Here is a 23,438-nt window from a genome sequence, read left to right as displayed (position 1 = left end):
CTGCATCCGGTCAGAAATTCTTCTCGAACCACGACTTCATACGCCCGAAGATCTGCTTCACCGAACGCGTGTCGCGCGCCTGGATGCCGCGCCGGCGCTGGGCTGCGCCCTCCATCACCAGGCCCATCGCGGTGGCGTAGCGCGGCTGGCAGACGACATCGGCCAGGCCGCCGTCGTACTGCGGCGAACCGACGCGCACCGGCATGTGGAACACGTCTTCGCCCAGTTCCACCATGCCGCGCATTACCGACGATCCGCCGGTCAGCACGATGCCGGACGACAGCAGCTCCTCGTAGCCGCTGCGGCGCAGTTCCGCCTGCACCAGCTCGAAGAGTTCCGACACGCGCGGCTCGATCACGTCGGCCAGCGCCTGACGCGACAACTTGCGCGGCGGCCGGTCGCCGACGCCGGGCACTTCGATCATCTCCTCGGCGTCGGCCAGCTGATGCATGGCCACGCCTTGATGGATCTTGATCTCCTCCGCCTCGGCGGTGGGCGTGCGCAGCGCCATCGCGATATCGTTGGTGATCTGGTCGCCGGCGATCGGCAGCACTGCGGTGTGCCGGATCGCGCCCTGGGTGAATACGGCGATGTCGGTCGTACCGCCACCGATGTCGACCAGGCAGACGCCCAACTCCTTCTCATCCTCGGTCAGCACGGCGTAGCTGGACGCGAGCGGCTGCAGGATCAGGTCCATCACTTCGAGGCCGCAACGACGCACGCACTTGATGACGTTCTGCGCCGCCGACACTGCACCGGTGACGATGTGCACCTTCACCTCCAGCTTGACGCCGCTCATGCCGATCGGCTCGCGCACGCCGCCCTGGCCGTCGATGATGAATTCCTGGGTGAGAATGTGCAGGATCTGCTGTTCGGCCGGGATCGGCATCGCGCGCGCGACCTCGATCACGCGTTCGACGTCCAGCGGCGTGACTTCCTTGTCCTTGATCGCCACCATGCCGTTGGAGTTGAAGCTCTTGATGTGGCTGCCGGCGATCCCGGTATAGACATCGCGGATCTTGCAGTCGGCCATCAGCTCGACCTCCTGGATCACCCGCGAGATCGCATCCACCGTCGCCTCGATGTTCACCACCACGCCCCGCTTCAGGCCGTTGGTCGGCTGGGTGCCGAGACCGACGACGTTGAGCCGCCCGTCGGGGCGCACCTCGGCCACCATGCAGGTGATCTTGGCGGTGCCGATGTCGAGGCCGACGATCAGTTCCTTGTATTCCTTGCTCATTGCTTGCCTTTTCCTGCTGGGGCTGCTCCGCCTACCGGAGTCAGTGCGAATCCGCCGGGGTAACGGAGGTCGGCCACCGCTACCATCGTTCCAATGTGATGTTCCAGTTCCGGCCACGCCGTGACGAAACGCTTGAGGCGCCGGTCGAGCACCGCCTGGTCGGATTCCCGACCCAGCAGGATCACCAGACCGTTCTCCATCGTCAGCTGCCAGGCCTCGCGCGCCGACAGTGCCACGCCGACCAGGCGCAGATTCATCGGCTGCAGAAGATTCGAAAGCTCGTGATAGCGCGCCAGCAAACGTGCCGACGTGCCTTGCGGACCGGCCAGCGCCGGCATCGGCTCGGTGCTGCTTGCGGTGAATACTTCGCCTTCGCGGTTCACCAGTCGCGCCTCGCCGCTCTCGGACGCGGTCCAGTGAGCGACCGCCTCGTGTTCGACCAGGCGCAGTTCGATACCGTCCGGCCAGCGCCGACGCACCTCCGCGCGGCGCACCCAGGGCAGCTTCTCGAAGGCGGAGCGCACTTCCTCGAGATCGACGGTGAAGAAGTTGCCCCGTACCGCGGTCCGGGCGACATACTCCAGCTGTGCCTCGGTCACTTCCGCGGCCGGCGACAGCAGGATCACTTCGCGCAGCGGGAATAGCGGACGCGACACGAACCAGGTCACCAGGGCCCAGCCGAAACCGATTGCCGCAAACAGCATCAGCAGGTCGGAAATCAGATGCAGCAAGGCCGGCCGATGCCACAGGCCGCGTTCCTCGCGCGCGCGCTCACGTGCCGCCCCCCGGGGGGCAGCGGATGCAGCAGCGCGGGCGCGGATTTCAGCCAAGTCGGGCCTCCGCGAGAATCGCCAGACACAGCGCTTCGAACGACATGCCCGCCACACGCGCCGACATCGGCACCAGCGAATGGCCAGTCATGCCGGGCGAGGTGTTCATCTCCAGCAGATAGGGGCGGCCCTCGGGTGTCAGGATGAGGTCGGCCCGGCCCCAGCCGCGGCAGCCGAGCACGCGCGCGCTCTTCATCACCAGCGCCTGCAGCGCCTCCTCCTCGGCCTGCGGCAAGCCGCAGGGGCAGTCGTAGCGGGTGTCATCGGTGAAATACTTGTGCTGGTAGTCGTAATTGCCGTCGGGCGCGACGATGCGTACCAGCGGCAAGGCGCGGTCTTCGAGGAAGGGTGCGGTCAGTTCCTGGCCGGAGATGAACTCCTCGGCGATCACCAGGCTGTCGTAGCGCGCCGCCAGTTCCCAGGCCGCGCGCAACTGGCCCGCCTCGGTCACCTTGGTGGCGCCCATGCTGGAGCCTTCATGCACCGGCTTGACGAAGATGGGCAGGCCGAGCTCGCGCGCCACCGCATCGAAATCGCTGTCGGCATCGAGGATGGCGTAGCGCGGCGTCGGCAGACCGCAGGACAACCACACCATCTTGGTCCGCCACTTGTCCATCGCCAGCGCCGAAGCCATCACGCCGCTGCCGGTGTAGGGGATGCCCATCAGTTCGAGCGCACCCTGCACCGTGCCGTCCTCGCCGCCGCGGCCATGCAGCGCGATGAACACGCGGTCGTAGCCCTCCTCCTTGAGGATGTGGAGGTCGCGCTCAGCCGGATCGAAGGCATGGGCATCGACGCCCGCGCCCTGCAGCGCGGCCAGCACCGCCGCGCCCGACATCAGCGAAACCTCGCGCTCGGCGGACGATCCGCCGAACAGCACCGCAACCTTTCCGAACCGCTGCTTCACACCTGCTCCTCATTGCTGGCGAGCTTGCCCGGCACCGCGCCGATGCTGCCCGCACCCATCGTGATCACCACATCGCCGTCGCGCACCGTCTCCAGCACCGCCTGCGGCATGCCGGCGATGTCCTCGACGAAGATCGGCTCCACCTTGCCCGCCACCCGCAGCGCACGCGACAGCGCGCGGCCGTCGGCCGCGACGATGGGCGCCTCGCCGGCGGCATAGACCTCGGCCAGCAGCAGCGCATCCACCGTCGACAACACCTTGACGAAGTCCTCGAAGCAGTCGCGGGTACGGGTGTAGCGGTGCGGCTGGAAGGCCAGCACCAGCCGCCGCCCCGGGAAGGCGCCGCGCGCCGCCGCCAGCGTGGCCTCCATCTCGACCGGGTGGTGGCCGTAATCGTCGATCAGCGTGAACGTGCCCCCGGACGGCGCCGCGACCTCGCCATAGCGCTGGAAGCGACGACCCACGCCGCCGAACTCGGCGAGCGCCTTGACGATGGCCTCGTCCGGCACCTGCACCTCGGTGGCCACCGCGATCGCGGCGAGCGCATTCCGGACGTTGTGCAGGCCGGGCAGGTTGAGCACGACGTCGGACAGACGGCTGGTGCTGCCATTGACCCGCAGCACGTCGAAGACCATGCGGCCGCCCTCGGCGCGGATGTTCTCGGCGCGGATGTTGGCGGTCTCCGACAGGCCGTAGCGCACCACCTGCTTGGACACCAGCGGCATGATGGAGCGCACGTGTGGATCGTCCTCGCACAGCACCGCGACGCCGTAGAAGGGCAGACGCTGGAGGAAATCCACGAAGGCCTGCTTGAGGCGGGCGAAGTCGTGGCCGTAGGTGTCCATGTGGTCGGCGTCGATGTTGGTCACCACCGAGATCACCGGGCTCAGCATCAGGAAGGACGCATCGGACTCGTCTGCCTCGGCCACGAGGAAGTCGCCCTTGCCCAGACGCGCATTGGCACCGGCCGCGTTTAGCCGGCCTCCGATCACGAAGGTCGGGTCCATGCCGCCGGCGGCGAGAATGCTGGTGACCAGCGAGGTCGTGGTGGTCTTGCCGTGGGTGCCGGCGATCGCGATGCCGCTCTTCAGGCGCATCAGCTCCGCGAGCATCTGCGCGCGCGGCACGATGGGGATGTGACGGGCACGCGCTGCGATCACTTCCGGGTTGTCGTTCTTCACCGCGGTGGACACCACCAGGGCGTCGGCACCGTCCACGTTGGCCGCGTCGTGACCCTGCACGACCTTGGCGCCCATCGCGCGCAGGCGGCGCGTGGCCGCGCTGTCGCCGAGATCCGAACCGCTGACGGCATAGCCGAGATTGACCAGCACCTCGGCGATGCCGCTCATGCCGGCGCCGCCGATCCCCACGAAATGGATACGCTTGACCTTGTGTTTCATGCCTTGCCTCCCGCCGCCAGTTCCTCGCAGACCCGGGCGACCGCCTCGGTGGCGCGCGGCTTGGCCTGCGCGCGAGCGTGCTCGGCCATCTGCAGCAATTGCGGACGGTCCAGACTGGCGAGAATGCCGGCCAGTCGTTCGGCGTTGAGTTCGTTCTGCGGCAACAGGTAGGCACCGCCGTGCTCGGCGAGGAAACGCGCGTTGCCGGTCTGGTGGTCGTCCACCGCGTGCGGAAAGGGCACCAGCAGGCTGGCTACGCCGACCGCCGCCAGCTCGGCGACAGTAAGCGCGCCGGCGCGGCAGATCACGAGGTCGGCATCCGCATAGGCGGCAGCCATGTCCTGAATGAAGGGGCGCAGATCGCCCTCGACCCCGGCCGCGTTGTAGGCCGTGCGCAGCGCATCGATCTGCTTCTCGCCGGCCTGATGCACCACGGTCGGCCGGCACGCCAGCGGAATGCGCGCGAGCGCCTGCGGCACGGTGTCGTTGAGCACCGCCGCACCGAGGCTGCCGCCCACCACCAGCACGCGCAGCGGGCCGCTGCGTCCGGCGAAGCGCACGGCCGGCGGTGCCACCGCGGTGATTTCCTCGCGCACCGGGTTGCCGACCCAGCCCGCCTTCTTCAGCACCGACGGAAAACCGGACAGCACGCGGTCGGCCACGCCGGCGAGCACGCGGTTGGCCAGTCCAGCCACCGAGTTCTGCTCGTGCAGCACCAGCGGACGACCGATCAGCGCCGCCATCATGCCGCCCGGGAAAGTGATGTAGCCGCCCATGCCCAGCACCACGTCGGGCTTGATGCGACGCAGCGCTCCCAGCGCCTGCCAGAATCCGGACAGCAGGTTCAGCGGCAGCAGCAGCTTGCGCACCAGGCCCTTGCCGCGCAGCGCACCGAAACGCACCCAGGCGGTGTCGTAGCCGCGCGCCGGCACGATGCGCGCCTCCATGCCATCCGGGTTACCCATCCAGACGATGCGCCAACCCTTCGCGCGCAGCGCTTCCGCCACCGCGATTCCGGGGAAGATATGGCCTCCCGTTCCGCCCGCCATCACCAGCAGGGTCTTCATGTGGCCCCCCGCTTCATCTGGCGGACTTCCCAGTCGATCCGCAGCAGGATCGCCAGCGCCACGCAGTTGGCGACGATGCCCGACCCCCCGAAGCTCATCATCGGCAGGGTCAGGCCCTTGGTCGGGAGGAGCCCCATGTTCACGCCCATGTTGATGAAGGACTGCACCCCCATCCACAGGCCGATGCCCTGTGCGACCAGCCCGGAGAAGTAGCGTTCGAGCTTGATCGCTTCGCGGCCGATCGCGAAGGCGCGCTGCACCAGCAAGGCAAACATGGCTACGACCAGGACCACGCCGGCGAATCCGAGTTCTTCCGCGATCACCGCCAGTAGGAAGTCGGTGTGTGCTTCCGGCAGGTAGAACAGTTTTTCGACGCTGGCGCCGAGGCCCACGCCGAACCATTCACCGCGGCCGAAAGCGATCAGCGCATGCGACAGCTGGTAGCCCTTGCCGAACGCATCCTGCCACGGGTCCATGAAGCCGAAGATGCGCTCACGACGGTAGGGCGAGGTCCAGATCAGGATGATGAAACCGATCACCGCGACCACCGCCAGCAGGGCAAAAACCCGCACATTGACGCCACCGAGGAAGAGCACGCCGAAGGCGATGGTGGTGATGACGACGAAGGCGCCGAAGTCGGGCTCGCGCAACAGCAGGAAGCCGACGAAGAGGATTACCGTCATCATCGGCAGGAAGCCGCGCATGAAGCTACCCATCGCGTCGAGCTTGCGCACGGTGTAGTCGGCGGCATATAGCGCCGCGAAAACCTTCATCAGCTCGGACGGTTGCAGATTCACCGGCCCGAGCGATAGCCAGCGCTGCGCGCCATTCACTTCACGCCCCAGTCCGGGGATCAGCACGACGATCAGCAGCACCACGCCGCCGACGAAGAGCGCCGGCGCCAGGCGTTGCCACTTGGCCATCGGCAACTGGAAGGCGGCCAGGCCGGCACCGATGCCGATCGCCAGGAAGATCGCGTGGCGCAGCAGGAAGTAATGCGACTGATTGCCGGTGAAACGGCTGCCCTCGGCGATCGCGATCGAGGCCGAATACACCATCACCAGACCGATCAGCAGCAGGCCGACCGCCGACCAGATCAGCAGCAGGTCGAGCTCGCGCGCCGGCGCCGCGGGGCGTGCCAGACGGCTCACGACGCGCGCGGTCTCGCCACCGCCTGCCACCGCGGGACGCGAGGCGGGAGAGAACAGGCCGGAGAACATCGCAGCGAGCCTCATCGTGCGCTCACCCCCGGCAGACGCCGCACGGCGGCGATGAACACCTCGGCGCGATGGGCGTAATTGCGGAACATGTCGAGGCTGGCGCAGGCGGGCGACAGCAGGACCGCATCGCCCGCGTTTGCAAGCGCATTCGCACGGGCGACCGCAGTGTCGAGGTCGGCGGCGTGCTCCAGCGGCACACCGCGGCCGGCGACGGCGGCTTCGATCAACTTCGCGTCGCGGCCGATCAGCACCAGTGCGCGCGCGTGCTTCGCCAGCGCCGGTGCCAGCGGCGTGAAATCCTGCCCCTTGCCATCACCGCCGGCGATCAGCACGACCTTGCCGCGCAGTCCGTCGAGCGCGGCCACGGTAGCGCCGACGTTGGTTCCCTTGGAATCGTCGTAGTAGCGCACGCCGTCGGCGCGCTCGGCGACCAGTTCGACGCGATGAGGCAGACCGCGAAAGGCGCGCAGGCCGGCCAGCAGCGTGGCGGGCGACAGGCCCAGCCCGCCTTCGCACAGGGCGAGCGCCGCCAGCGCATTGGCTGCATTGTGGCGGCCGGCCAGGGCCAGTTCGTCGAGCGCCAGCAGCCGGTCGGCAGCGCGAACCAGCCAGCAGCGACCGGCATCTTCCACCAGCCCATAGCTGTCGCTCCCCCGGGGGACATCGGTACCGAAGTCGATCACCCGGCGCCCGGGCAGTGCCATCGCGGCGACACGTGCGTCGTCGCGGTTGAGCACCTGCACGCCGCGGCCCTGGAAGATGCGCGCCTTGGTCGCGGCATAGTCGGCCAGGTCTGCGTAACGGTCGAGGTGGTCGTCGGTGACGTTGAGCACGGTGGCCGCCTCGGGGTCGAGCGCAGCCATGGTCTCGATCTGGAAGCTCGAGAGTTCCAGCACCCAGCACTGCGGCAACGGCTGGCCGGCGTCGACGCGTGCCATCAGCACGTCGAGCGCGGCCGGGCTGATGTTGCCGGCCGCGACGGCATCCAGCCCTGCCGACTGCGCCAGCGCGGCGGTGAGCGCGGTGGTGGTGGTCTTGCCGTTGGTGCCAGTGATCGCGAGGATGCGGGTTGCGCCACGCGCGTCGAGTTCGGTCAGCGCCTCGGCCAGCAGCGTCATCTCGCCCGTCAGGGGCAGACAGCGGCGCTGCGCCTCGGCGATCACACCGACGCGCGGATCGAGCCCCGGGCTGACGGCCACGATGTCGACACCGTCCAACACTTCGTTGCCGAAGCTGCCAGTGACGAGTTCGGCCTGCGGAGCGGCCGCCTGCAACGCCTCCAGCCCCGGCGGCGTGGCGCGGCTGTCGGCCACGCGCAGGCGGGCGCCGCGACGCGCGCACCAGCGCGCCATCGCCAGACCGGACTCGCCCAGCCCGAGCACGAGCACGTGGCGGCCGGCAAGCGAGGAAGAAAAGGACGGCTGTGTCATCTCAGTTTCAGCGTCGAGAGGCCGAACAGCACCAGCATGAGGGTGATGATCCAGAAGCGGACGACGACCTGCGTCTCTTTCCAGCCGCTCAGCTCGTAGTGGTGATGCAGCGGCGCCATGCGGAAGATGCGCTTGCCGCCGGTCGCCTTGAAATAGAGCACCTGCAGCATCACCGACAGCGTTTCGGCGACAAAGAGTCCGCCCATGATGAAGAGCACGATCTCCTGACGTACCACGACCGCGATGGTGCCGAGCGCGGCGCCGAGCGCGAGCGCGCCGACGTCGCCCATGAAGACTTCCGCCGGATAGGCGTTGAACCACAGGAAGCCCAGTCCGGCACCGCAGATCGCGCCGCAGAACACCGCAAGTTCACCGGCACCCGCGATGTAAGGAACGCCGAGGTACTTGGAGAATCCGGCATGGCCCGCGACATAGGCGAAGATTGCCAGCGCGCCGGCGACCATCACCGTCGGCATGATCGCCAGGCCGTCGAGACCGTCGGTGAGGTTGACCGCGTGGCTGGTGCCGTTGATGACGAAGTAGGTCAACGCGATGAAGCCGTACACGCCCAGCGGATAGGCCACCGCCTTGAAGAAGGGCACGATCAGCTCGGTTTCGGCCGGAGTGGTGGCGCCGATGCCGAGGAAGACGGAGGCGCCCAGCGCGATGGCCGAGGTCCAGAAGTACTTCCAGCGGCTGGCGAGTCCCTTCGGGTCGCGGTGCACGACCTTGCGCCAGTCGTCCACCCAGCCGACTGCGCCGAAACCCAGCGTGACCAGCAGCGTCACCCACACGTAGGCGTTCTTGAGGTCGCCCCATAGCAGGATGGTGATGCCGATGGCGATCAGGATGAGCGCGCCGCCCATGGTCGGCGTGCCGGCTTTGGTCAGGTGCGACTTGGGACCGTCGTCGCGCACCGCCTGGCCGATCTTCTTGGCGGCGAGCCAGCGGATCACGCCGGGGCCGGCCGTCAGCGAGATCGCCAGCGCGGTGAGCGCAGCCAGCACCGTACGCAGCGTGATGTAGCCGAAGACGTTGAAACCGCGGATGTCCTGGCCGAGCCAGAGAGCGAGTTCGAGCAGCATGTTACGAGCCTGTTTCCTTGCGAGGGGCGCCATTGTGCAGTGCCGCAAGCGCGTCCGCCACCCGCTCCATCTTCATGAAGCGCGAACCTTTCACCAGCACCACCGCGTCGGCATCGAGCCGCTCGGTCAGCGCCGTGACCAGCGCATCGACGCTGTCGAAGTGGTGTGCCCCGTCACCGAAATTGCGCACCGCGATCGCACTCGCCTCGCCCAGCGCGTAAAGGCCGTCGATGCCCTTGCTCTTGGCGTAACCACCGATCTCGTCATGCACCTGGGCGCTGGTTTCGCCGACCTCGCCCATGTCGCCGAGCACCAGGAAGGTATGGCCCGGGGTCGAGGCGAGTACGTCGATGCCCGCGCGCATCGAGTCCGGATTGGCGTTGTAGCTGTCGTCGAGAATGACCGCGCCGCGCGGCCCGGCCCGACGCTGCAGGCGTCCGCGCGTGCCGGTATAGCTGGCGAGGCCTTCGAGCACCGCTTCGAAGCTGACGCCGGCGGCGAGGCAGGCGGCGGCTGCACCGACCGCATTGCGGGCGTTATGCAGCCCCGGCACCTGCAGATCGACCTCGCCACGGCCCTGGGCCGCATCGAGCGCAAGCTGGGCACCGAGCCCGTGCAGGGTACACCGGCCGGCGACGTCGGCCGGCTGGTCGATACCAAAGCTCACAATCCGGCGACCGGCATTGAGGTCGCGCCAGTAGGCCGCATGGGTGTCGTCGGCATTGACTATGGCGACGCCGTTCTCGCCCAGCCCTTGGTAGATCGCGCCCTTTTCCTGTGCCACTTCGGCCAGCGTCCCCAGACCCTGCAGATGGGCGCGCTGTGCGTTGTTCACAATGGCTACGGTGGGCCGCGCCAGCCCGGTGAGGTAGGCAATCTCGCCGGGGTGATTCATACCCATCTCGATCACCGCGGCGCGATGGTGATCGCGCAGTTCCAGCAGCGTGAGCGGCAAACCGATGTCGTTGTTTAAATTGCCGCGGGTGCCGAGCACCGCGTCGTCGTCGGCACCGTCGCTGCGCGCCTGGGCACGCAGGATGGCGACACACATTTCCTTGACCGTGGTCTTGCCGTTGCTGCCGGTGACGCCGATCAGCGGAATCGGGAAACGCGCACGCCACGCAGCCGCCAGGCTGCCAAGTGCGAGCCGGGTATCGTCGACCACCACCAGCGGCAGGCCGGTGTCGCCATGCTCCGCCGCCCAGCGGCTATCGACCAGCGCCGCCGCAGCGCCGGCTTCCCCGGCCGCGGCGACGAAGTCGTGGCCATCGAAACGCTCGCCGCGCAGGGCAACGAAGAGCTGGCCCGCGGCAATCGCACGGCTGTCGGTACCGACGCAGGAAAAGCGCGTCAGACCCGTCGCGCGCGCGCCGTGGGCGGCGAGGGCGCGCACGGCATCGACCAGACTCATCATGCTTGCGTCCCCCTGTCGTTCCATGCGGCGAGGGCGGCACGCGCCTGCTCGATATCTGAAAAAGGCAGCCTTTGGCCGTGGATTTCCTGGTAAGGCTCGTGTCCCTTGCCGGCCAGCACCACGATGTCGTCCGGCCCGGCCTCGCCGATGGCGACGCGGATAGCCTCGGCGCGATCGACGACCCGATCCGCCGCCGGCCCTGCCCCGGCCATCACCGCGTCGATGATCGCTTGCGGATCCTCGCTGCGCGGGTTGTCGCTGGTGACGACGACACGGTCGGCAAGCTGGCGCGCGACCTCGCCCATCAGCGGCCGCTTGCCCGGGTCACGGTCGCCGCCGCAGCCGAACACGCACACCAGCCGGCCGCCGCGCGTGCGCGCGGTATCGCGGACCGCTTCGAGCACTTTCGCCAGCGCGTCGGGGGTATGGGCGTAGTCGATCACCACCAGCGGTTCGCCGATGCCGCCGAGCAACTGCATACGACCTTCCGGTGGAGTCAGGCGGCCAACGACGGCGAGCACATCGTCCAGCGCCACGCCGCGCGCGATCAGCGCACCGATCACTGCCAGCAGGTTGGAAACATTAAAGGGCGCGACCATGCGCACCTGTACCTCGGCCTGGCGCCCGGCCCAGTGCAGCGTGAACTGAAGTCCGGAGGGTGCGGCATGGAGGCGATCGGCCACCAGCACGCGCGCGCCTGGCACTGCACCGGCATTGGAAGCCACGCGGGTGTATCCGATCACGTCGACCAGCCCACCGTCGACCAGGCGGCGCGCCTGACTCATGCCGAAGGCGTCGTCGAGGTTGATCACCGCCCGCGTCACCCCCGGCAACTGGAACAGCCGGGCCTTGGCTGCAGCGTAGGCTTCCATGGTCAGGTGGTAGTCGAGATGATCGCGCGTCAGGTTGGTGAACACCGCGACGTCGAACTCGGCGCCGTTCACCCGCCCTTGGTCGAGCCCGATCGACGACACCTCTATGGCCGCCGCGCCGGCGCCGTCGGCCAGGAAAGCCGCCAGCATGCGATGCAGCTCGAGCGCATCGGGGGTGGTATTCAAGCCGGCGGTCAGCTGATCGGGGAAACCGCTGCCCAGCGTACCGATGATGCCGCAACGGGTGCCGAGTTCGGCAAGCGCACGCGCCAGCCACTGGCTGACGGTGGTCTTGCCGTTGGTCCCCGTGACACCGGCGAGCCACAGGCGGGACGACGGACGCTGGTGGATTTCGTGCGCCAGATGGCCGGCGAGATCGCGCAGGCCGACGACGGGCAGCGAGGGCACCGGCAGACCATCGACACGGAAGTCGTCGCCACTTTCCCACAGCACCGCCGCAGCACCGCGCTCGACCGCCGCCCGGATGTAGCGGCGGCCGTCCGTCGCGTAGCCGGGCCAGGCAGCGAACACCTCACCGGGAGCGATCCGGCGCGAGTCGGCGGTGATGCCGGTGGGGCTCACGCCCTGGGCACGCAACTGGTCGAGCAGCACGAGACCGGGATTGCTCACATGCTCTCCCGTACCGGCGCCGGCGCCGGGCCCTCGTTCGACTTGCGGGCGAGCTGCAGCGGCGTCAGCGGTGCATCCGGTGCCACGCCGAGTGCACGCAACGAGCCTTCCATGATGCGGGAGAACACCGGCGCCGCGACCGTGCCGGCGTAGTAGCTGCCTGCGCTGGGTTCGTCGATCATCACCGCCACCACCAGGCGCGGGTTGGAAACCGGCGCAAAGCCGACGAAGGAGGCCACGTAGCGCTTGGTGTAGCGGCCGCCTTCAAGCTTGAGCGCAGTACCGGTCTTGCCGCCGACCCGGTAGCCGGGCACCTGGGCCTTGGTCGCCGTACCGCCCGCCAGCGTCACCGTTTCGAGCATCGCTCGCAAGCTCTGTACCGTCTGCGGCGAGAAGATGCGTTGCCCGTTGGTCGGCGGACCGTCGAGCTTGGTGAGCGACAGCGGTACCAGCTCGCCATCGCGGGCGAATACCAGGTAGGCGCGCGCCATCTGGATCAGGGTCACCGAGATGCCGTGACCGTAGGACATGGTTGCCTGCTCGATCGGCCGCCAGGTCTTGGCCGCGCGCACCTTGCCTCCCGTCTCGCCGGGAAAGCCGAGATTGAGCGGCATGCCGAAGCCGAGCTGGTGGAACAGCTGCCACATCTCGTTCGGCGTGAAATACTGCGCCATCTTGACGGTGCCGATGTTCGACGACTTCTGGATCACCTCGGCCACGGTCAGCGGACCACTGCGGTGGGAATCCGAAATCGTTGCGGTGCCGATGGTCAGGCGGCCGGCCGAGGTATCTATCACGGTCGTCGGCTTGACCTTGCCCTGGTCCAGCGCGAGGCCGGCGATGAAGGGTTTCATCACCGAGCCCGGCTCGAAGCTGTCGGTAAACACGCGGTTGCGCAACTGCGCACCGGTGAGATTGGCCCGGTTGTTCGGATTGTAGGTCGGCGCGTTGGCAAGCGCGAGGATCTCGCCGGTACGTGCATCGAGCACCACGGCGGCGCCAGCCTTGGCCTTGTGGAGCTGCATCGCGTCGCGCAATGCGGTGTAGGCGAGATACTGGATCTTGCCGTCCATCGCCAGCGAAATGTCCTCGCCGTCGCGCGGCGGACGAATGGACTCGACGTCCTCGACGATGCGTCCGCGCCGGTCCTTGATCACCCGGCGGGATCCGGGCACGCCGGCCAGCAGCTTCTCGTAGGCGAGCTCGATGCCTTCCTGGCCGCGATCCTCGACGCCCGTGAAACCCAGCATGTGGGCAGTCACTTCGCCGCCGGGGTAGTAACGACGGTACTCCTGCTGCTGATGCACGCCAGGCAGCTTGAGCGCGGCAATGCGGTCGGCCACCTCGGGCGGCAGCTGGCGCTTGAGATAGACGAAGTCGCGCCCCGGCGCCAGCTTCTCATTGAGCTCGCGGACATCCATTTCCAGGAGCGTGGCGAGCTTGCGCGCGTCCGCCGCTTCGAGCCGGGCATCGGCCGGGATCGCCCAGATCGAACGTACCGGCGTACTCACCGCGAGCATGTCGCCGTTGCGGTCGGAGATGCGCCCACGCGTGGCGGGCACTTCGAGGACACGGGCGTAGCGCATTTCGCCCTTGGCCTGCAGGAAGCTGTTGTTGACGCCTTGCAGATAGAGCGCGCGGCCGACCAGCGCGAGCGAGCAGCCCATCAGCATCACGAGCACGAAGCGCGCACGCCAGGCCGGGAGCTCGCGCTTGAGCAGGGGATTGTGATTGAAGGTGACGGTACGCTGCTTCTTCACGATTGCGGCTCCACCACCACGACCTGACCGGGCGCCGGCGGACGCATTCCGAGCTTTTCGCGGGCGAGTTTCTCGACGCGGGCATGCGCCGCCCAGGTGCTCTGCTCGAGCTGCAGCTGCCCCCACTCGACTTCCAGGCTGTGGGCACGCGCCATCTCGCGCTCCAACTCGATGTAGAGCTTGCGCGACTGGTGCTGGGCCGCCACCACGCCGAGCGCGCTGGCCACCGCGAGTGCGACCAGCATGGCGTCGAAACGGATCATACGGCCACCCCGCTGCGTTCGGCCACCCGCATCACCGCGCTGCGCGCGCGCGGATTGGCGGCCACTTCAGCCGGACCCGGACGCTGCGCCTTGCCGACCAGCAGCAGCCGCGGCGGCGGCAGGTCCGCAGCCCGCACCGGCAAGCGCGCCGGCAGCTGCGGCGGACGCGCTTCGTCACGCATGAAGCGCTTGACGATGCGGTCTTCGAGCGAATGAAAGCTGATCACCACCAGCCGGCCGCCAGCACGCAGGCGCGCCACGCAGTCCGGCAGGACGCGGCTCAGCTCCTCGAGCTCTTGATTAATGAAAATCCGTAAAGCCTGGAAGCTGCGCGTCGCCGGGTGCTGCCCCGGCTCGCGTGTCCGGACCGCTTTTTCCACGATCGCGGCAAGCTGTCCAGTGGTTGCAATAGCCCCCCTGTCCGAGCAGCTGCAATCGCCTTTGCAATCGCATGAGCAAACCGTTCTTCCCCATATTCCCTGATGACCTCCGTGATTTCGGCGACGGAGGCTTCCGCCAGCCAGTCCGCCACGGTCTGGCCGCGGCTGGTGTCCATGCGCATGTCGAGCGGCGCGTCGAAGCGAAAGCTCATGCCGCGCGCAGCGTCGTCCAGCTGCGGCGACGAAACGCCCAGATCGAGCAGCACGCCATCGATCTCGGTCACACCCAGCCGGTCGAGCACCTCGGCCAGCTCGCTGAAAGGCGCATGGACCAGTTCGAGACGGGGGTCGGCGATGGCACGACCCGCGGCAATCGCCTGCGGATCGCGGTCGAAAGCGATCAGGCGGCCGGTCGCGCCGAGGCGCGCCAGCACCGCACTGCTGTGACCGCCACGACCGAAGGTGCCATCGACGTAGATGCCATCCGGCTTCACCGCCAGGGCGTCCACCGCCTCGCCGAGGAGCACGGTGACGTGCTGCAGCGGAGCGTTCACTGAACTACCCTCCGGTCGCTGCGCGACATCCTCCCCGAGAGAGGGAGCGCCCCCTTTGGGCGGCCGTGCGGGGACGCTCATAGGACGAAGTTCTCCAGGCCGGCAGGCAGAGGATTGTCGGCCAGCGCCAGCATCGCCTCCTGCTGCTTCTGCCAGCCGGCATCGGACCACAGTTCGAAATGCGTCCCCTGACCGACCAACCAGACCTGCTTGTCCAGCCCCGCGAACTGACGCAGCGACTGCGCGACGAGCACGCGTCCGGCACCGTCCAGGGTTTCTTCCTGGGCGAAGCCGACCAGCATGCGCTTGAACGTGAGGGTGCCCTGGTCCATGCCGGGCAGATTGGTGATCTTCTCGCGGATCGGCTCCCAGGCCGTCAACGGATAGACGAGGAGGCAGCGATGCGGATGCACCGTCATCACCAGTGGCGCACCGTCAGGCGTCAGGGCGTCCCGATGCCGAGCCGGAATCGCCAGGCGACCCTTCGCATCGAGACTGAGCGCTGCGGCTCCCTGGAACATCCTTCCCCCTGAACGGCTTGGCAAAGCGTCGGAAATGACACTTTGCCCCACTTTTTTCCACTTGCCCCCACTCTAGTTGAAAGGAAAAACCCGGTCAAGCCTGCCTCCCTGGCTTTTTCTTTGTTACACAATGACTTACCCAAAGCAGGCAGCCTTGTATAAATCCTGAAAAATCAAGGCAAATAGCGTCGCCTCATGCGAAACGGCATGAACCGGTGGCGCACGGAAACATCGAAGTGGGAGGAAGTGGGAAAATTCAGCCGGAATCGGCCCGTCATTGCCCAGAACGGATAGGAAGCCAGGAATGCAGCCCCCGCGCCGCGAAGATTCAGCGCATCAGAGCGGGGTCAGCCCAGCCAAAGCCGGCATGCACCGGCGCATTGCCGGAAAATCGAAGGGAATCGGGAAGTTCGCCGATAAGCCGGGTTCTGTCGAACAGCCCCGGCGCAAACCGGAACCATCGGGCAGTCATTCCTCTGGGCGCCGCGTTACCACGGCGCTCTAGCAGCCTACCCGGGAGCGACGCGAGCCACGCCAATGCTCCCCTATTTGGCCTTGCCCCGGATGGGGTTTGCCGTGCCAGTCCTGTTGCCAGTCCTGCGGTGGGCTCTTACCCCACCGTTTCACCCTTGCCTGTGCGCCCGAAACGCAGACTCCCCGTTTCCGGAGAACCCACGCTTCGAAAAGGACCTTGCAGCCTTGCGGCAGCGAAGCCCATGCCATCGGCGGTCTGCTCTCTGTTGCACTTTCCGTCGCCTCACGGCGCCCGGCCGTTAGCCGGCATCCTGCTCTGCGGGGCCCGGACTTTCCTCCACGCACACGAGGTACGCAGCGACTGCCTGGCGAACTTCCCGCTGCGGATTATACCCGGGGCGGCTCACCCTACCCGGAAAATCAGTTCGCCGGCGCAGACGCAGCAGCCGCTTCGAAGACCGGAACGCCATCGCGCAAACGGAAGCTGCCAACTGCGGGACCGAGCGGGGCATCGGCGGGTTTGTCCCAGTCCTGCACCAGACAGCGTTCGGTACTGGCGAGATACCAGCGGTTTCCCTGCTGCAAGGCCCAGAGCCGGTCACCCGCTTCGTAGATGGACATTTCGACCAGCACCTTGCCGCCCGGATGGATAGCCACCCGCTTCTGGCACTGAGGCAGGCGCGACGCCACGATCGCCTGCTTGACCTGCGAATCCCAGAAGTAGCTCTGCTCACGCACCAGGATGAGCGCGTGCTGGCTGCCCTCTATCGAATAGGCAGTCGCCGAGTTCTCGCATGCGGAAAGCGCGGGAAGCAGTACGAGCGGTAATAACCGGCGCAGGGTACGGTAGCGCATCAGGCTCGTTCCGTCAGGCCAGCTTCCAGGCAACGCCTTCACCGGCACGCAAAGGCACCAATGGGTCGTCGCCGAAATAGTCGTAGCTGGCGGGCACCGTCCAGGTCTCGCGCACCAGCGTGATCTTGTCCGCATTCGGCTTGAGTCCATAGAAGGCCGGCCCGTTCAGGCTGGCAAACGCCTCCAGCCGATCAAGCGCATTGGCAGCATCGAACACCTCCGCATAGAGCTCGATGCCGGCGTGGGCGGTGTAGCAGCCGGCACAGCCGCAGGCTGCTTCCTTGGCGCTGCGCGCATGCGGCGCCGAATCGGTACCGAGGAAAAAGCGCGGACTGCCCGACGTCACCGCCTCGACCAGCGCCACGCGATGGGTCTCGCGCTTGAGCACCGGCAGGCAGTAGTGATGTGGACGAATCCCCCCCGCGAAGATGGCATTACGATTCAACAGCAGATGATGGGCGGTGACCGTCGCTGCAACGTTGGCGCCCGCCGCACGCACGAACTGCGCCGCCTCGGCGGTGGTGATGTGCTCGAACACCACCTTGAGACCGGGGAAACGGCGCACCAGCGGCGACAGGATCTTCTCCATGAACACCCGTTCGCGATCGAACACGTCGACCTCGCCGGCGGTCACTTCGCCATGCACGCATAGGACCATGCCGCATGCCTCCATCCGCTCCAGCACCGGATAGACCTTGTCGATTGCGGTAACACCGGCATCGGAATTGGTGGTGGCACCAGCCGGATAGAGCTTGGCGGCGATCACCGCACCCGAGGCGCGCGCGCGCTCAATCTCGTCGGGCGCCATGTTGTCGGTGAGATAGAGACTCATCAGCGGCTCGAAGCCCATGCCCTGCGGCACGGCGGCGCGGATGCGGTCGCGGTAGGCCAGCGCCTGGCCGGTGGTGGTCACCGGCGGACGCAGATTGGGCATGATCAGCGCGCGGCCGAAGCGCTGCGCGGTGTGCGGGACGACAACACCGAGCGCGGCATCGTCGCGCACGTGCAGATGCCAGTCGTCGGGACGGGTCAGGGTAATCGAATGCATACGGAAGTTCTCACGTCGGACACGCAATTATAGGCGCGATCGCGCTGGCCGCAGCCGTCGCTGCCGGTCGCCGCCAGCTTCACCCTACCCGCCCTTGAGTTCCAGTGCCCGGGCATACAGCGCATTCTTCGCCACACCGGTAATCTCCGCAGCCAGCCGCGCTGCGGTCTTGACCGGCAGTTCGGCGAGCAGCAGGCCCAGCACCCGTTCGGCTTCCCCATCCAGGCCGTCGCGCGCCGGCGCCCCGTCCACCACCAGCACGAATTCACCCCGTTCCCGATTCGGATCCGCCGCAAACCAGGCTTCCGCGTCGGCAAGAGGCATGCAGGCGATCTCCTCGTGCAGCTTGGTGAGCTCGCGAGCCACCAGCAGACGGCGCTCACCGCCGAGCTCAGCCGCAAGATCGGCGACACAGGCCGCGACGCGGTGCGGCGCCTCGTAGAACACCAGCACCGACGGATCGTCGCGCAGTCCGGCCAGCGCCGCCCGGCGCGCAGCGGACTTCGGCGGCAGGAAGCCGACGAACCGGAAACCGCCCTCGGCAAAACCGGCCACCGACAGCGCGGCTACCGCAGCGCAGGGGCCCGGCACCGGCACGACCGGATGACCCGCGGCTCGCACCCGCGCTACCGCGCGGGCACCGGGATCGGACACGGCCGGCGTGCCGGCGTCGGTGATCAGCGCCACGTTCTCTCCCGCAGCGAGGCGTTCTATCAATTGACCGGCGGCGGCCTGTTCGTTGTGCTGGTGCAGCGCGAAGAGCCTGGTGCGGATGCCGCAGGCATCGAGCAGGCGCTGGCTGTGGCGGGTGTCCTCGGCGGCAATCACATCCACCGCGCGCAGCACCCCCAGCGCCCGCAACGTGATGTCCTGCAGGTTTCCGAGCGGCGTCGCCACCACATACAATGACGGCGTCCTGGACAACGATACCGCCGCGGCGGAGGAAGAATCGGTCATGAAGGCGGATCGCAAGGCGGAAGAATCCCGGATTGTCGGCGTTCGCACGACGGCGGCGCAAGCCCGCGGCCGGCAGGCCGAAGCGCTGGCAGCCGCGCACCTCGTCAAGCACGGCGTGCGCCTGATCGCCCGCAACCTGCACTGCCGCGGCGGCGAGGTCGACCTCATCGGTCTTGAGCGCGACACCGTGGTCTTCGTCGAAGTACGCCTGCGCGGCAACCCGCGCTTCGGCGGCGCGGCAGCGAGCATCACCCCGGCCAAGCAGCGCCGCGTCATCCTTGCTGCGCAATGGTGGCTGAACGGCGAAGGCCGGCGCTACGCGCAGCACGCCTGCCGCTTCGACGCCGTACTGCTGGATGCCCTCGATGCGGGTGCGCTGTGCTGGCTGAAAGGCGCATTCGACGCTGCCTGAGCCGTGCCGAAAGATTCGTCCAAACGTAAAAAGGTGTAAGGTCACACCGCCCGCCGAATGCCGCCAGCAGGCCGCCTTCCTGTCGCATGCTAGACTTCAGCCCCCTTACCAGCACACCGCGAGCACCGGCAAGAATGGACCTGATCGACCGCATTTCCCGTCAGTTCGAAGACAGCGCGCAGACCAAGCTCGCCGCCGTAGAGTGGATGGCGGCGCCGATCGCCCAGGCGGTCGAACTGATGACCGGCAGCCTGATCAACAACGGCAAGATCCTCGCCTGCGGCAACGGCGGCTCGGCGGCCGACGCCCAGCACTTTGCCGCCGAACTGGTCAACCGCTTCGAGATGGAGCGTCCGCCGCTCGCGGCGGTAGCGCTCACGACCGACTCGTCCACGCTGACCTCGATCGCCAACGACTACGACTACACCCAGGTCTTCTCGAAGCAGGTGCGCGCGCTGGGCCAGCCCGGCGACGTGCTGCTGGCGATCTCGACCAGCGGCAACTCGCCCAACGTCATCGACGCCATCCACGCCGCGCACGAGCGCGAGATGCACGTTGTTGCACTTACCGGCAAGGGCGGCGGCCAGATGGGTGAACTTCTCGGCCCCGGCGATGTACATCTGTGTGTGCCCGCCGATCGCACCGCACGCATCCAGGAGGTCCATCTGCTGACCCTGCATTGTCTGTGCGACGGCATCGATTGCCTGTTACTCGGAGTGGAAGAATGAAGAACGCAAACCACCACACCCCTGCGTCCCGACGACAAGGACGCCGCACGCTGCTGATCGGCCTATTGACGGCAGCCACGCTGCCCCTGTTGCAGGGCTGCTTCCCGGTCGTGGCCACCGGCGCCGCCGCTGGCGCTGCAATGATCGCCGACCGGCGCACCTCAGGCGCCTACGTGGAAGACGAAGGCATCGAGTGGAAGATCACCAACCGCCTGCGCGAACGCTTCGGCGACGCCATCCACGTGAACGTCACTGCCTACAACCGCAATGTGCTGCTCACCGGCGAAGTGCCCAATGACAACATCCGCGGCGAGATCGAACGCAGCGCCGCAGCGGCTGAGCATGTGCGCGGCATCGTCAACGAAACCGTGGTTGCCGGGAATTCGGCGCTGTCCGCACGTGCCAACGATTCGCTGATCACCTCCAACGTAAAGGCCCGCTTCGTCGATGCCCAGCGCTTCAGCGCCCACCACGTGAAGGTCGTTACCGAAGCCAACGTGGTCTTCCTGCTCGGCCTTGTCACCCGCGAAGAGGCGGATGCCGCCACCGAAGTTGCGCGTACCAGCCAGGGCGTCCGCCGGGTGGTACGAGTATTCGAGTACATCAGCCAGGCTGAAGCCAACCGGCTGGACAACAAGAACCGCAATACCCAGTAAGACAAACGCCGGCCCGGCACAGCCCGGGCCGGCCTGCGATCAGACCTCGCGCCCGACCGCCAGCGCATCCAGCAGCTTCTGGTGCACTCCGCCAAAGCCGCCGTTGCTCATCACCAGCACATGATCGCCGGCGCTCGCCATGCCGGCGACCTCCGCCACCAGCACATCCAGATCCTGATAGGTCCGCGCCCGCTCGCCGAGCGGCGCCAGCGCCTCGGCTGCATCCCAGCCCAGCCCGCCGGCGTAGCAGAACACCGCGTCCGCCTGCGCCAGGCTGCCGGGCAGCTGTGCCTTCATCACGCCCAGCTTCATCGTGTTCGAACGGGGCTCCAGCACCGCGAGAATGCGGCCGCCGGGTTCGCGCCGACGCAGCCCCTCCACGGTCAGCGCAATCGCGGTCGGATGGTGGGCGAAGTCGTCGTAGACGGCGACGTCCCGCACGCACCCCCGCAACTCCAGCCGCCGCTTGATACCCTCGAAGCGGGCCAGACTGGCGATCGCGTGCTGCGGGGTGATACCGACGTGGCGAGCAGCCGCGATGGCGGCCAGGGCGTTCTCGCGGTTATGGCTGCCGGCGAGCGGCAGATCCACCCGACCGAGTTCGCGCCCGCCCAGCCGGAACACCGCCTCCGCGTCGCTCGCGCCGCTTGCGGCCGACCACCCGGCCTCGTCGTTGAACCACTCCAGCTCGGACCAACAGCCGCGTTCGATCACGCGCTTGAGACTATCCTCGCGCGCATTGGCAACGATGCGGCCGCTGCGCGGCAGGGTGCGGACCAGGTGATGGAACTGCGTTTCGATCGCCGCGAGGTCCGCGAAAATGTCCGCGTGGTCGAACTCCAGGTTGTTCAGGATAGCGGTGCGCGGCCGGTAATGGACAAATTTGGAGCGCTTGTCGCAGAAGGCGGTGTCGTACTCGTCGGCCTCGATCACGAAGAAGGACGAATCGGTCAGGCGCGCGGAAACACCGAAGTTCTTCGGCACCCCGCCGACGAGGAAACCCGGATTGAGGCCGGCATCCTCCAGGATCCACGCCAGCAGCGAGGTCGTCGTGGTCTTGCCGTGCGTGCCTGCCACCGCCAGCACCCAGCGTCCGGCGAGCACATGTTCGGCCAGCCACTGCGGCCCGGACACATAGGGCAGGCCACGATCGAGGAGGGTTTCGAGCAGCGGATTGCCACGTGAAATCGCGTTGCCGACCACGAACACGTCCGGCGCGAGATCGATCTGCGCCGGATCGAAGCCCTCGGTAAGCCTGATGCCCTGCTCTTCCAGCTGGGTGCTCATCGGCGGATAGACATTGCTGTCGCAACCGGTCACTGTGTGGCCGGCAGCACGCGCCAGCAGCGCAATGCCACCCATGAAGGTGCCGCAGATACCGAGGATGTGGATGTGCATGAAGACTCCGAAGAAACCGCCATCCGGGCCGTCATCTGTTTTCCGGCGGCCCGTGTAGAATGGCCGGCATTCTAACCGATGGCGCCTCACCCTCCCGGCTGACGGCGCCCCGGATCGTGCGTTGTCCGACTGGTCCTTCATCCGCCGCCACCATGCCTTCACGCACCAATCTGACCCGTTCCGGAAATCTGCGCCGTGAAATCGCCGCGCTCGCCGCCCGCATGATGGCCGAAGACGGCATCAGCGACTTCGGCTTCGCCAAGCGCAAGGCGGCGCGCCAGCTCGGCGCCAGCGAATCGGAAGCACTCCCGAACAATGCGGAGATCGAGGCGGAGTTGCGCGCCTGGCAGGCGCTCTACCAGGACGAAGAGCAGGCCGAACGCCTGCTCGAGATGCGCCAGGCGGCGATCAGCGTGATGCGGATGCTCGAAGACTTCCGCCCCTACCTCACCGGCGGTGCGCTGGACGGCACCGCCGGCCGCTATTCCGAACTCGAAATCGAGCTGTACCCCGAAAGCGCAAAGGAAGTCGAGATCTTCTTCCTCAATCGCGACTTCCCCTACGAACACCGCGAACCACGCCGCCCGGCGCCGGGCACACCGGAAGCCATACTCAGTTTCGACTGGGACGAGGTTCCGGTACGGCTCTCGATTTTCCCGTCTGGCGCCGAACGCAGCGCGCGCCGCCAGGACCGCGCCCGTCTCGCCCAGGTGGAAGCGCTGCTCGAAGCCTCCGCCACCCCGAGCGGGGACTGACCGCATGCATCGTCTCGCACAGTACGCACTGATCGCCGCGGTCGCGACGGCTGCCGCCGGCGCCGGATATCTCGCCAGCCGCAAGCTGACGCCGGAAGCGAGCCAACTGCCGGCTTCCGCGGCGGCCGCCACCGACGAACTCTTCGCCCTGCAGCTGCCCGACACCACCGGCACCCCGCAAGCCCTGTCGCAATGGCGCGGGAAGGTCCTCGTAGTCAACTTCTGGGCCACCTGGTGCCCACCCTGCCGCAAGGAAATCCCCGACTTCGTCGCCGCCAGCCGCAGCTTCGCCGGCGAGCCGGTCCAGTTCGTCGGCCTCAGCATCGACTCGACCGAGAGCGTCCAGGCCTTCACACGGGAATTCGACGTCCCCTACCCTCTGCTGATCGCATCCCCGCAGGTGCTTGGTCTGGCCGCACGCTTCGGCAACCCGGCGCAGGCCCTGCCGTTCACCGTCATCACCGATCGCAACGGAGCGGTCCGCCACATCAAGCTCGGCACCTTGAATCGCGCCGAACTCGAAGGCAAAATCCGCAGCCTGCTGACTGCCACCGCCGACTGAGATACATTGCCGCGCTGGAC

Annotated in this window: 22 protein-coding genes, 1 other RNA gene and 1 pseudogene; 5 read left to right on the top strand and 19 right to left on the bottom strand. The window is 67.4% G+C overall.

Features of this window, described 5'->3' with window-relative positions:
* Positions 1-10: 10 nt before the first annotated feature.
* The 18 genes and pseudogenes from ftsA to rsmI form a co-directional block, all read right to left on the bottom strand.
* Complete coding sequence (ftsA, locus tag CJ010_RS05390; RefSeq protein WP_141017088.1) at positions 11-1,240, bottom strand: cell division protein FtsA; 1,230 nt, start codon at positions 1,238-1,240, stop codon at positions 11-13.
* A complete protein-coding gene (locus CJ010_RS05385; protein WP_141017087.1) occupies positions 1,237-2,070 on the bottom strand; it encodes a cell division protein FtsQ/DivIB in 834 nt (277 codons plus the stop codon). The genes ftsA and CJ010_RS05385 overlap by 4 nt, the downstream gene beginning before the upstream one ends.
* Positions 2,063-2,977, bottom strand: coding sequence for a D-alanine--D-alanine ligase (locus CJ010_RS05380; protein ID WP_141017086.1), 915 nt, complete (start codon positions 2,975-2,977; stop codon positions 2,063-2,065). Before CJ010_RS05380 ends, CJ010_RS05385 begins: the two co-directional genes overlap by 8 nt.
* Positions 2,974-4,377 carry a UDP-N-acetylmuramate--L-alanine ligase gene (gene murC, locus CJ010_RS05375; protein ID WP_141017085.1) on the bottom strand — a complete coding sequence of 468 codons (1,404 nt, stop codon included), beginning with the start codon at positions 4,375-4,377 and terminating at the stop codon, positions 2,974-2,976. Before murC ends, CJ010_RS05380 begins: the two co-directional genes overlap by 4 nt.
* Positions 4,374-5,444: an undecaprenyldiphospho-muramoylpentapeptide beta-N-acetylglucosaminyltransferase gene (gene murG / locus CJ010_RS05370; protein WP_141017084.1), complete on the bottom strand. Its 1,071-nt coding sequence runs from the start codon at positions 5,442-5,444 to the stop codon at positions 4,374-4,376. Before murG ends, murC begins: the two co-directional genes overlap by 4 nt.
* Positions 5,441-6,679 carry a putative lipid II flippase FtsW gene (ftsW, locus tag CJ010_RS05365; RefSeq protein WP_141017083.1) on the bottom strand — a complete coding sequence of 413 codons (1,239 nt, stop codon included), beginning with the start codon at positions 6,677-6,679 and terminating at the stop codon, positions 5,441-5,443. The genes murG and ftsW overlap by 4 nt, the downstream gene beginning before the upstream one ends.
* On the bottom strand, positions 6,676-8,094 hold the full coding sequence (gene murD, locus CJ010_RS05360; RefSeq protein ID WP_141017082.1) for a UDP-N-acetylmuramoyl-L-alanine--D-glutamate ligase: 1,419 nt from the start codon (positions 8,092-8,094) through the stop codon (positions 6,676-6,678). The genes ftsW and murD overlap by 4 nt, the downstream gene beginning before the upstream one ends.
* Positions 8,091-9,179, bottom strand: a complete 1,089-nt coding sequence (mraY, locus tag CJ010_RS05355) for a phospho-N-acetylmuramoyl-pentapeptide-transferase (RefSeq protein ID WP_141017081.1) — start codon at positions 9,177-9,179, stop codon at positions 8,091-8,093. Before mraY ends, murD begins: the two co-directional genes overlap by 4 nt.
* Position 9,180: 1 nt before the next feature.
* The gene (gene murF / locus CJ010_RS05350) at positions 9,181-10,593 is read right to left on the bottom strand and encodes a UDP-N-acetylmuramoyl-tripeptide--D-alanyl-D-alanine ligase (protein ID WP_141017080.1); all 1,413 of its coding nucleotides are present in this window, start codon (positions 10,591-10,593) and stop codon (positions 9,181-9,183) included.
* Positions 10,590-12,095, bottom strand: a complete 1,506-nt coding sequence (locus CJ010_RS05345) for a UDP-N-acetylmuramoyl-L-alanyl-D-glutamate--2,6-diaminopimelate ligase (RefSeq protein ID WP_141017079.1) — start codon at positions 12,093-12,095, stop codon at positions 10,590-10,592. The genes murF and CJ010_RS05345 overlap by 4 nt, the downstream gene beginning before the upstream one ends.
* Positions 12,092-13,855 (bottom strand): penicillin-binding protein 2, encoded by a 1,764-nt coding sequence (locus tag CJ010_RS05340; RefSeq protein WP_141017078.1) that lies wholly within the window; start codon positions 13,853-13,855, stop codon positions 12,092-12,094. The genes CJ010_RS05345 and CJ010_RS05340 overlap by 4 nt, the downstream gene beginning before the upstream one ends.
* Positions 13,852-14,118 carry a cell division protein FtsL gene (ftsL, locus tag CJ010_RS05335; protein WP_141017077.1) on the bottom strand — a complete coding sequence of 89 codons (267 nt, stop codon included), beginning with the start codon at positions 14,116-14,118 and terminating at the stop codon, positions 13,852-13,854. Before ftsL ends, CJ010_RS05340 begins: the two co-directional genes overlap by 4 nt.
* Positions 14,115-15,052 (bottom strand): annotated as a pseudogene (rsmH, locus tag CJ010_RS05330) (16S rRNA (cytosine(1402)-N(4))-methyltransferase RsmH). Before rsmH ends, ftsL begins: the two are co-directional and overlap by 4 nt.
* Positions 15,053-15,129: 77 nt before the next feature.
* Positions 15,130-15,573 carry a division/cell wall cluster transcriptional repressor MraZ gene (mraZ, locus tag CJ010_RS05325; RefSeq protein ID WP_141017076.1) on the bottom strand — a complete coding sequence of 148 codons (444 nt, stop codon included), beginning with the start codon at positions 15,571-15,573 and terminating at the stop codon, positions 15,130-15,132.
* 401 nt (positions 15,574-15,974) lie between these two features.
* An RNA gene (gene rnpB / locus CJ010_RS05320) (RNase P RNA component class A) lies at positions 15,975-16,424 on the bottom strand.
* A gap of 43 nt (positions 16,425-16,467) precedes the next feature.
* Entirely contained in the window at positions 16,468-16,902 is a 435-nt protein-coding gene (locus tag CJ010_RS05315; protein ID WP_141017075.1) for a hypothetical protein, read from the bottom strand.
* A 13-nt stretch (positions 16,903-16,915) separates the two neighbouring features.
* Positions 16,916-17,950 (bottom strand): dihydroorotase, encoded by a 1,035-nt coding sequence (gene pyrC / locus CJ010_RS05310; protein WP_141017074.1) that lies wholly within the window; start codon positions 17,948-17,950, stop codon positions 16,916-16,918.
* Positions 17,951-18,034: 84 nt separating this feature from the next.
* Positions 18,035-18,907 carry a 16S rRNA (cytidine(1402)-2'-O)-methyltransferase gene (rsmI, locus tag CJ010_RS05305; RefSeq protein ID WP_141017073.1) on the bottom strand — a complete coding sequence of 291 codons (873 nt, stop codon included), beginning with the start codon at positions 18,905-18,907 and terminating at the stop codon, positions 18,035-18,037.
* Between rsmI and CJ010_RS05300 the strand changes: the two genes are divergently transcribed.
* The 3 genes from CJ010_RS05300 (at position 18,906) to CJ010_RS05290 (ending at position 20,703) form a co-directional block, all read left to right on the top strand.
* A complete protein-coding gene (locus CJ010_RS05300; RefSeq protein WP_141017072.1) occupies positions 18,906-19,319 on the top strand; it encodes a YraN family protein in 414 nt (137 codons plus the stop codon). The two genes, rsmI and CJ010_RS05300, sit on opposite strands and share 2 nt — an antisense overlap.
* 134 nt (positions 19,320-19,453) lie before the next feature.
* Entirely contained in the window at positions 19,454-20,047 is a 594-nt protein-coding gene (locus CJ010_RS05295; protein ID WP_141017071.1) for a phosphoheptose isomerase, read from the top strand.
* Positions 20,044-20,703, top strand: a complete 660-nt coding sequence (locus tag CJ010_RS05290; protein ID WP_141017070.1) for a BON domain-containing protein — start codon at positions 20,044-20,046, stop codon at positions 20,701-20,703. Before CJ010_RS05295 ends, CJ010_RS05290 begins: the two co-directional genes overlap by 4 nt.
* Before the next feature lie 39 nt (positions 20,704-20,742).
* Here CJ010_RS05290 and mpl read toward each other — a convergent pair whose 3' ends face one another.
* A complete protein-coding gene (gene mpl, locus CJ010_RS05285; protein WP_141017069.1) occupies positions 20,743-22,101 on the bottom strand; it encodes a UDP-N-acetylmuramate:L-alanyl-gamma-D-glutamyl-meso-diaminopimelate ligase in 1,359 nt (452 codons plus the stop codon).
* A gap of 221 nt (positions 22,102-22,322) precedes the next feature.
* Between mpl and CJ010_RS05280 the strand changes: the two genes are divergently transcribed.
* Together CJ010_RS05280 and CJ010_RS05275 are read left to right on the top strand one after the other, a co-directional pair.
* Positions 22,323-22,856 carry a hypothetical protein gene (locus tag CJ010_RS05280; RefSeq protein WP_371415704.1) on the top strand — a complete coding sequence of 178 codons (534 nt, stop codon included), beginning with the start codon at positions 22,323-22,325 and terminating at the stop codon, positions 22,854-22,856.
* Positions 22,857-22,860: 4 nt separating this feature from the next.
* On the top strand, positions 22,861-23,418 hold the full coding sequence (locus tag CJ010_RS05275; RefSeq protein WP_141017067.1) for a TlpA disulfide reductase family protein: 558 nt from the start codon (positions 22,861-22,863) through the stop codon (positions 23,416-23,418).
* Positions 23,419-23,438: the final 20 nt, after the last annotated feature.

The sequence above is a fragment of the Azoarcus sp. DD4 genome (assembly GCF_006496635.1).
Taxonomy (GTDB): domain Bacteria; phylum Pseudomonadota; class Gammaproteobacteria; order Burkholderiales; family Rhodocyclaceae; genus Azoarcus.
The sequence above is the reverse complement of the archived record's forward strand: the minus strand, read 5'-3'. Positions and strand labels throughout refer to the sequence as shown.

Excerpts from the sequence above, each read along its gene's own strand:
- ftsA (WP_141017088.1), bottom strand. The coding sequence starts at position 1,240 with ATGAGCAAGGAATACAAGGAACTGATCGTCGGCCTCGACATCGGCACC.
- murC (WP_141017085.1), bottom strand. The coding sequence starts at position 4,377 with ATGAAACACAAGGTCAAGCGTATCCATTTCGTGGGGATCGGCGGCGCC.
- murG (WP_141017084.1), bottom strand. The coding sequence starts at position 5,444 with ATGAAGACCCTGCTGGTGATGGCGGGCGGAACGGGAGGCCATATCTTC.
- ftsW (WP_141017083.1), bottom strand. The coding sequence starts at position 6,679 with ATGAGGCTCGCTGCGATGTTCTCCGGCCTGTTCTCTCCCGCCTCGCGT.
- murD (WP_141017082.1), bottom strand. The coding sequence starts at position 8,094 with ATGACACAGCCGTCCTTTTCTTCCTCGCTTGCCGGCCGCCACGTGCTC.
- mraY (WP_141017081.1), bottom strand. The coding sequence starts at position 9,179 with ATGCTGCTCGAACTCGCTCTCTGGCTCGGCCAGGACATCCGCGGTTTC.
- murF (WP_141017080.1), bottom strand. The coding sequence starts at position 10,593 with ATGATGAGTCTGGTCGATGCCGTGCGCGCCCTCGCCGCCCACGGCGCG.
- ftsL (WP_141017077.1), bottom strand. The coding sequence starts at position 14,118 with ATGATCCGTTTCGACGCCATGCTGGTCGCACTCGCGGTGGCCAGCGCG.
- mraZ (WP_141017076.1), bottom strand. The coding sequence starts at position 15,573 with ATGTTCCAGGGAGCCGCAGCGCTCAGTCTCGATGCGAAGGGTCGCCTG.
- CJ010_RS05315 (WP_141017075.1), bottom strand. The coding sequence starts at position 16,902 with ATGCGCTACCGTACCCTGCGCCGGTTATTACCGCTCGTACTGCTTCCC.
- pyrC (WP_141017074.1), bottom strand. The coding sequence starts at position 17,950 with ATGCATTCGATTACCCTGACCCGTCCCGACGACTGGCATCTGCACGTG.
- CJ010_RS05300 (WP_141017072.1), top strand. The coding sequence starts at position 18,906 with ATGAAGGCGGATCGCAAGGCGGAAGAATCCCGGATTGTCGGCGTTCGC.
- rsmI (WP_141017073.1), bottom strand. The coding sequence starts at position 18,907 with ATGACCGATTCTTCCTCCGCCGCGGCGGTATCGTTGTCCAGGACGCCG.
- CJ010_RS05295 (WP_141017071.1), top strand. The coding sequence starts at position 19,454 with ATGGACCTGATCGACCGCATTTCCCGTCAGTTCGAAGACAGCGCGCAG.
- CJ010_RS05290 (WP_141017070.1), top strand. The coding sequence starts at position 20,044 with ATGAAGAACGCAAACCACCACACCCCTGCGTCCCGACGACAAGGACGC.
- mpl (WP_141017069.1), bottom strand. The coding sequence starts at position 22,101 with ATGCACATCCACATCCTCGGTATCTGCGGCACCTTCATGGGTGGCATT.
- CJ010_RS05280 (WP_371415704.1), top strand. The coding sequence starts at position 22,323 with ATGATGGCCGAAGACGGCATCAGCGACTTCGGCTTCGCCAAGCGCAAG.
- CJ010_RS05275 (WP_141017067.1), top strand. The coding sequence starts at position 22,861 with ATGCATCGTCTCGCACAGTACGCACTGATCGCCGCGGTCGCGACGGCT.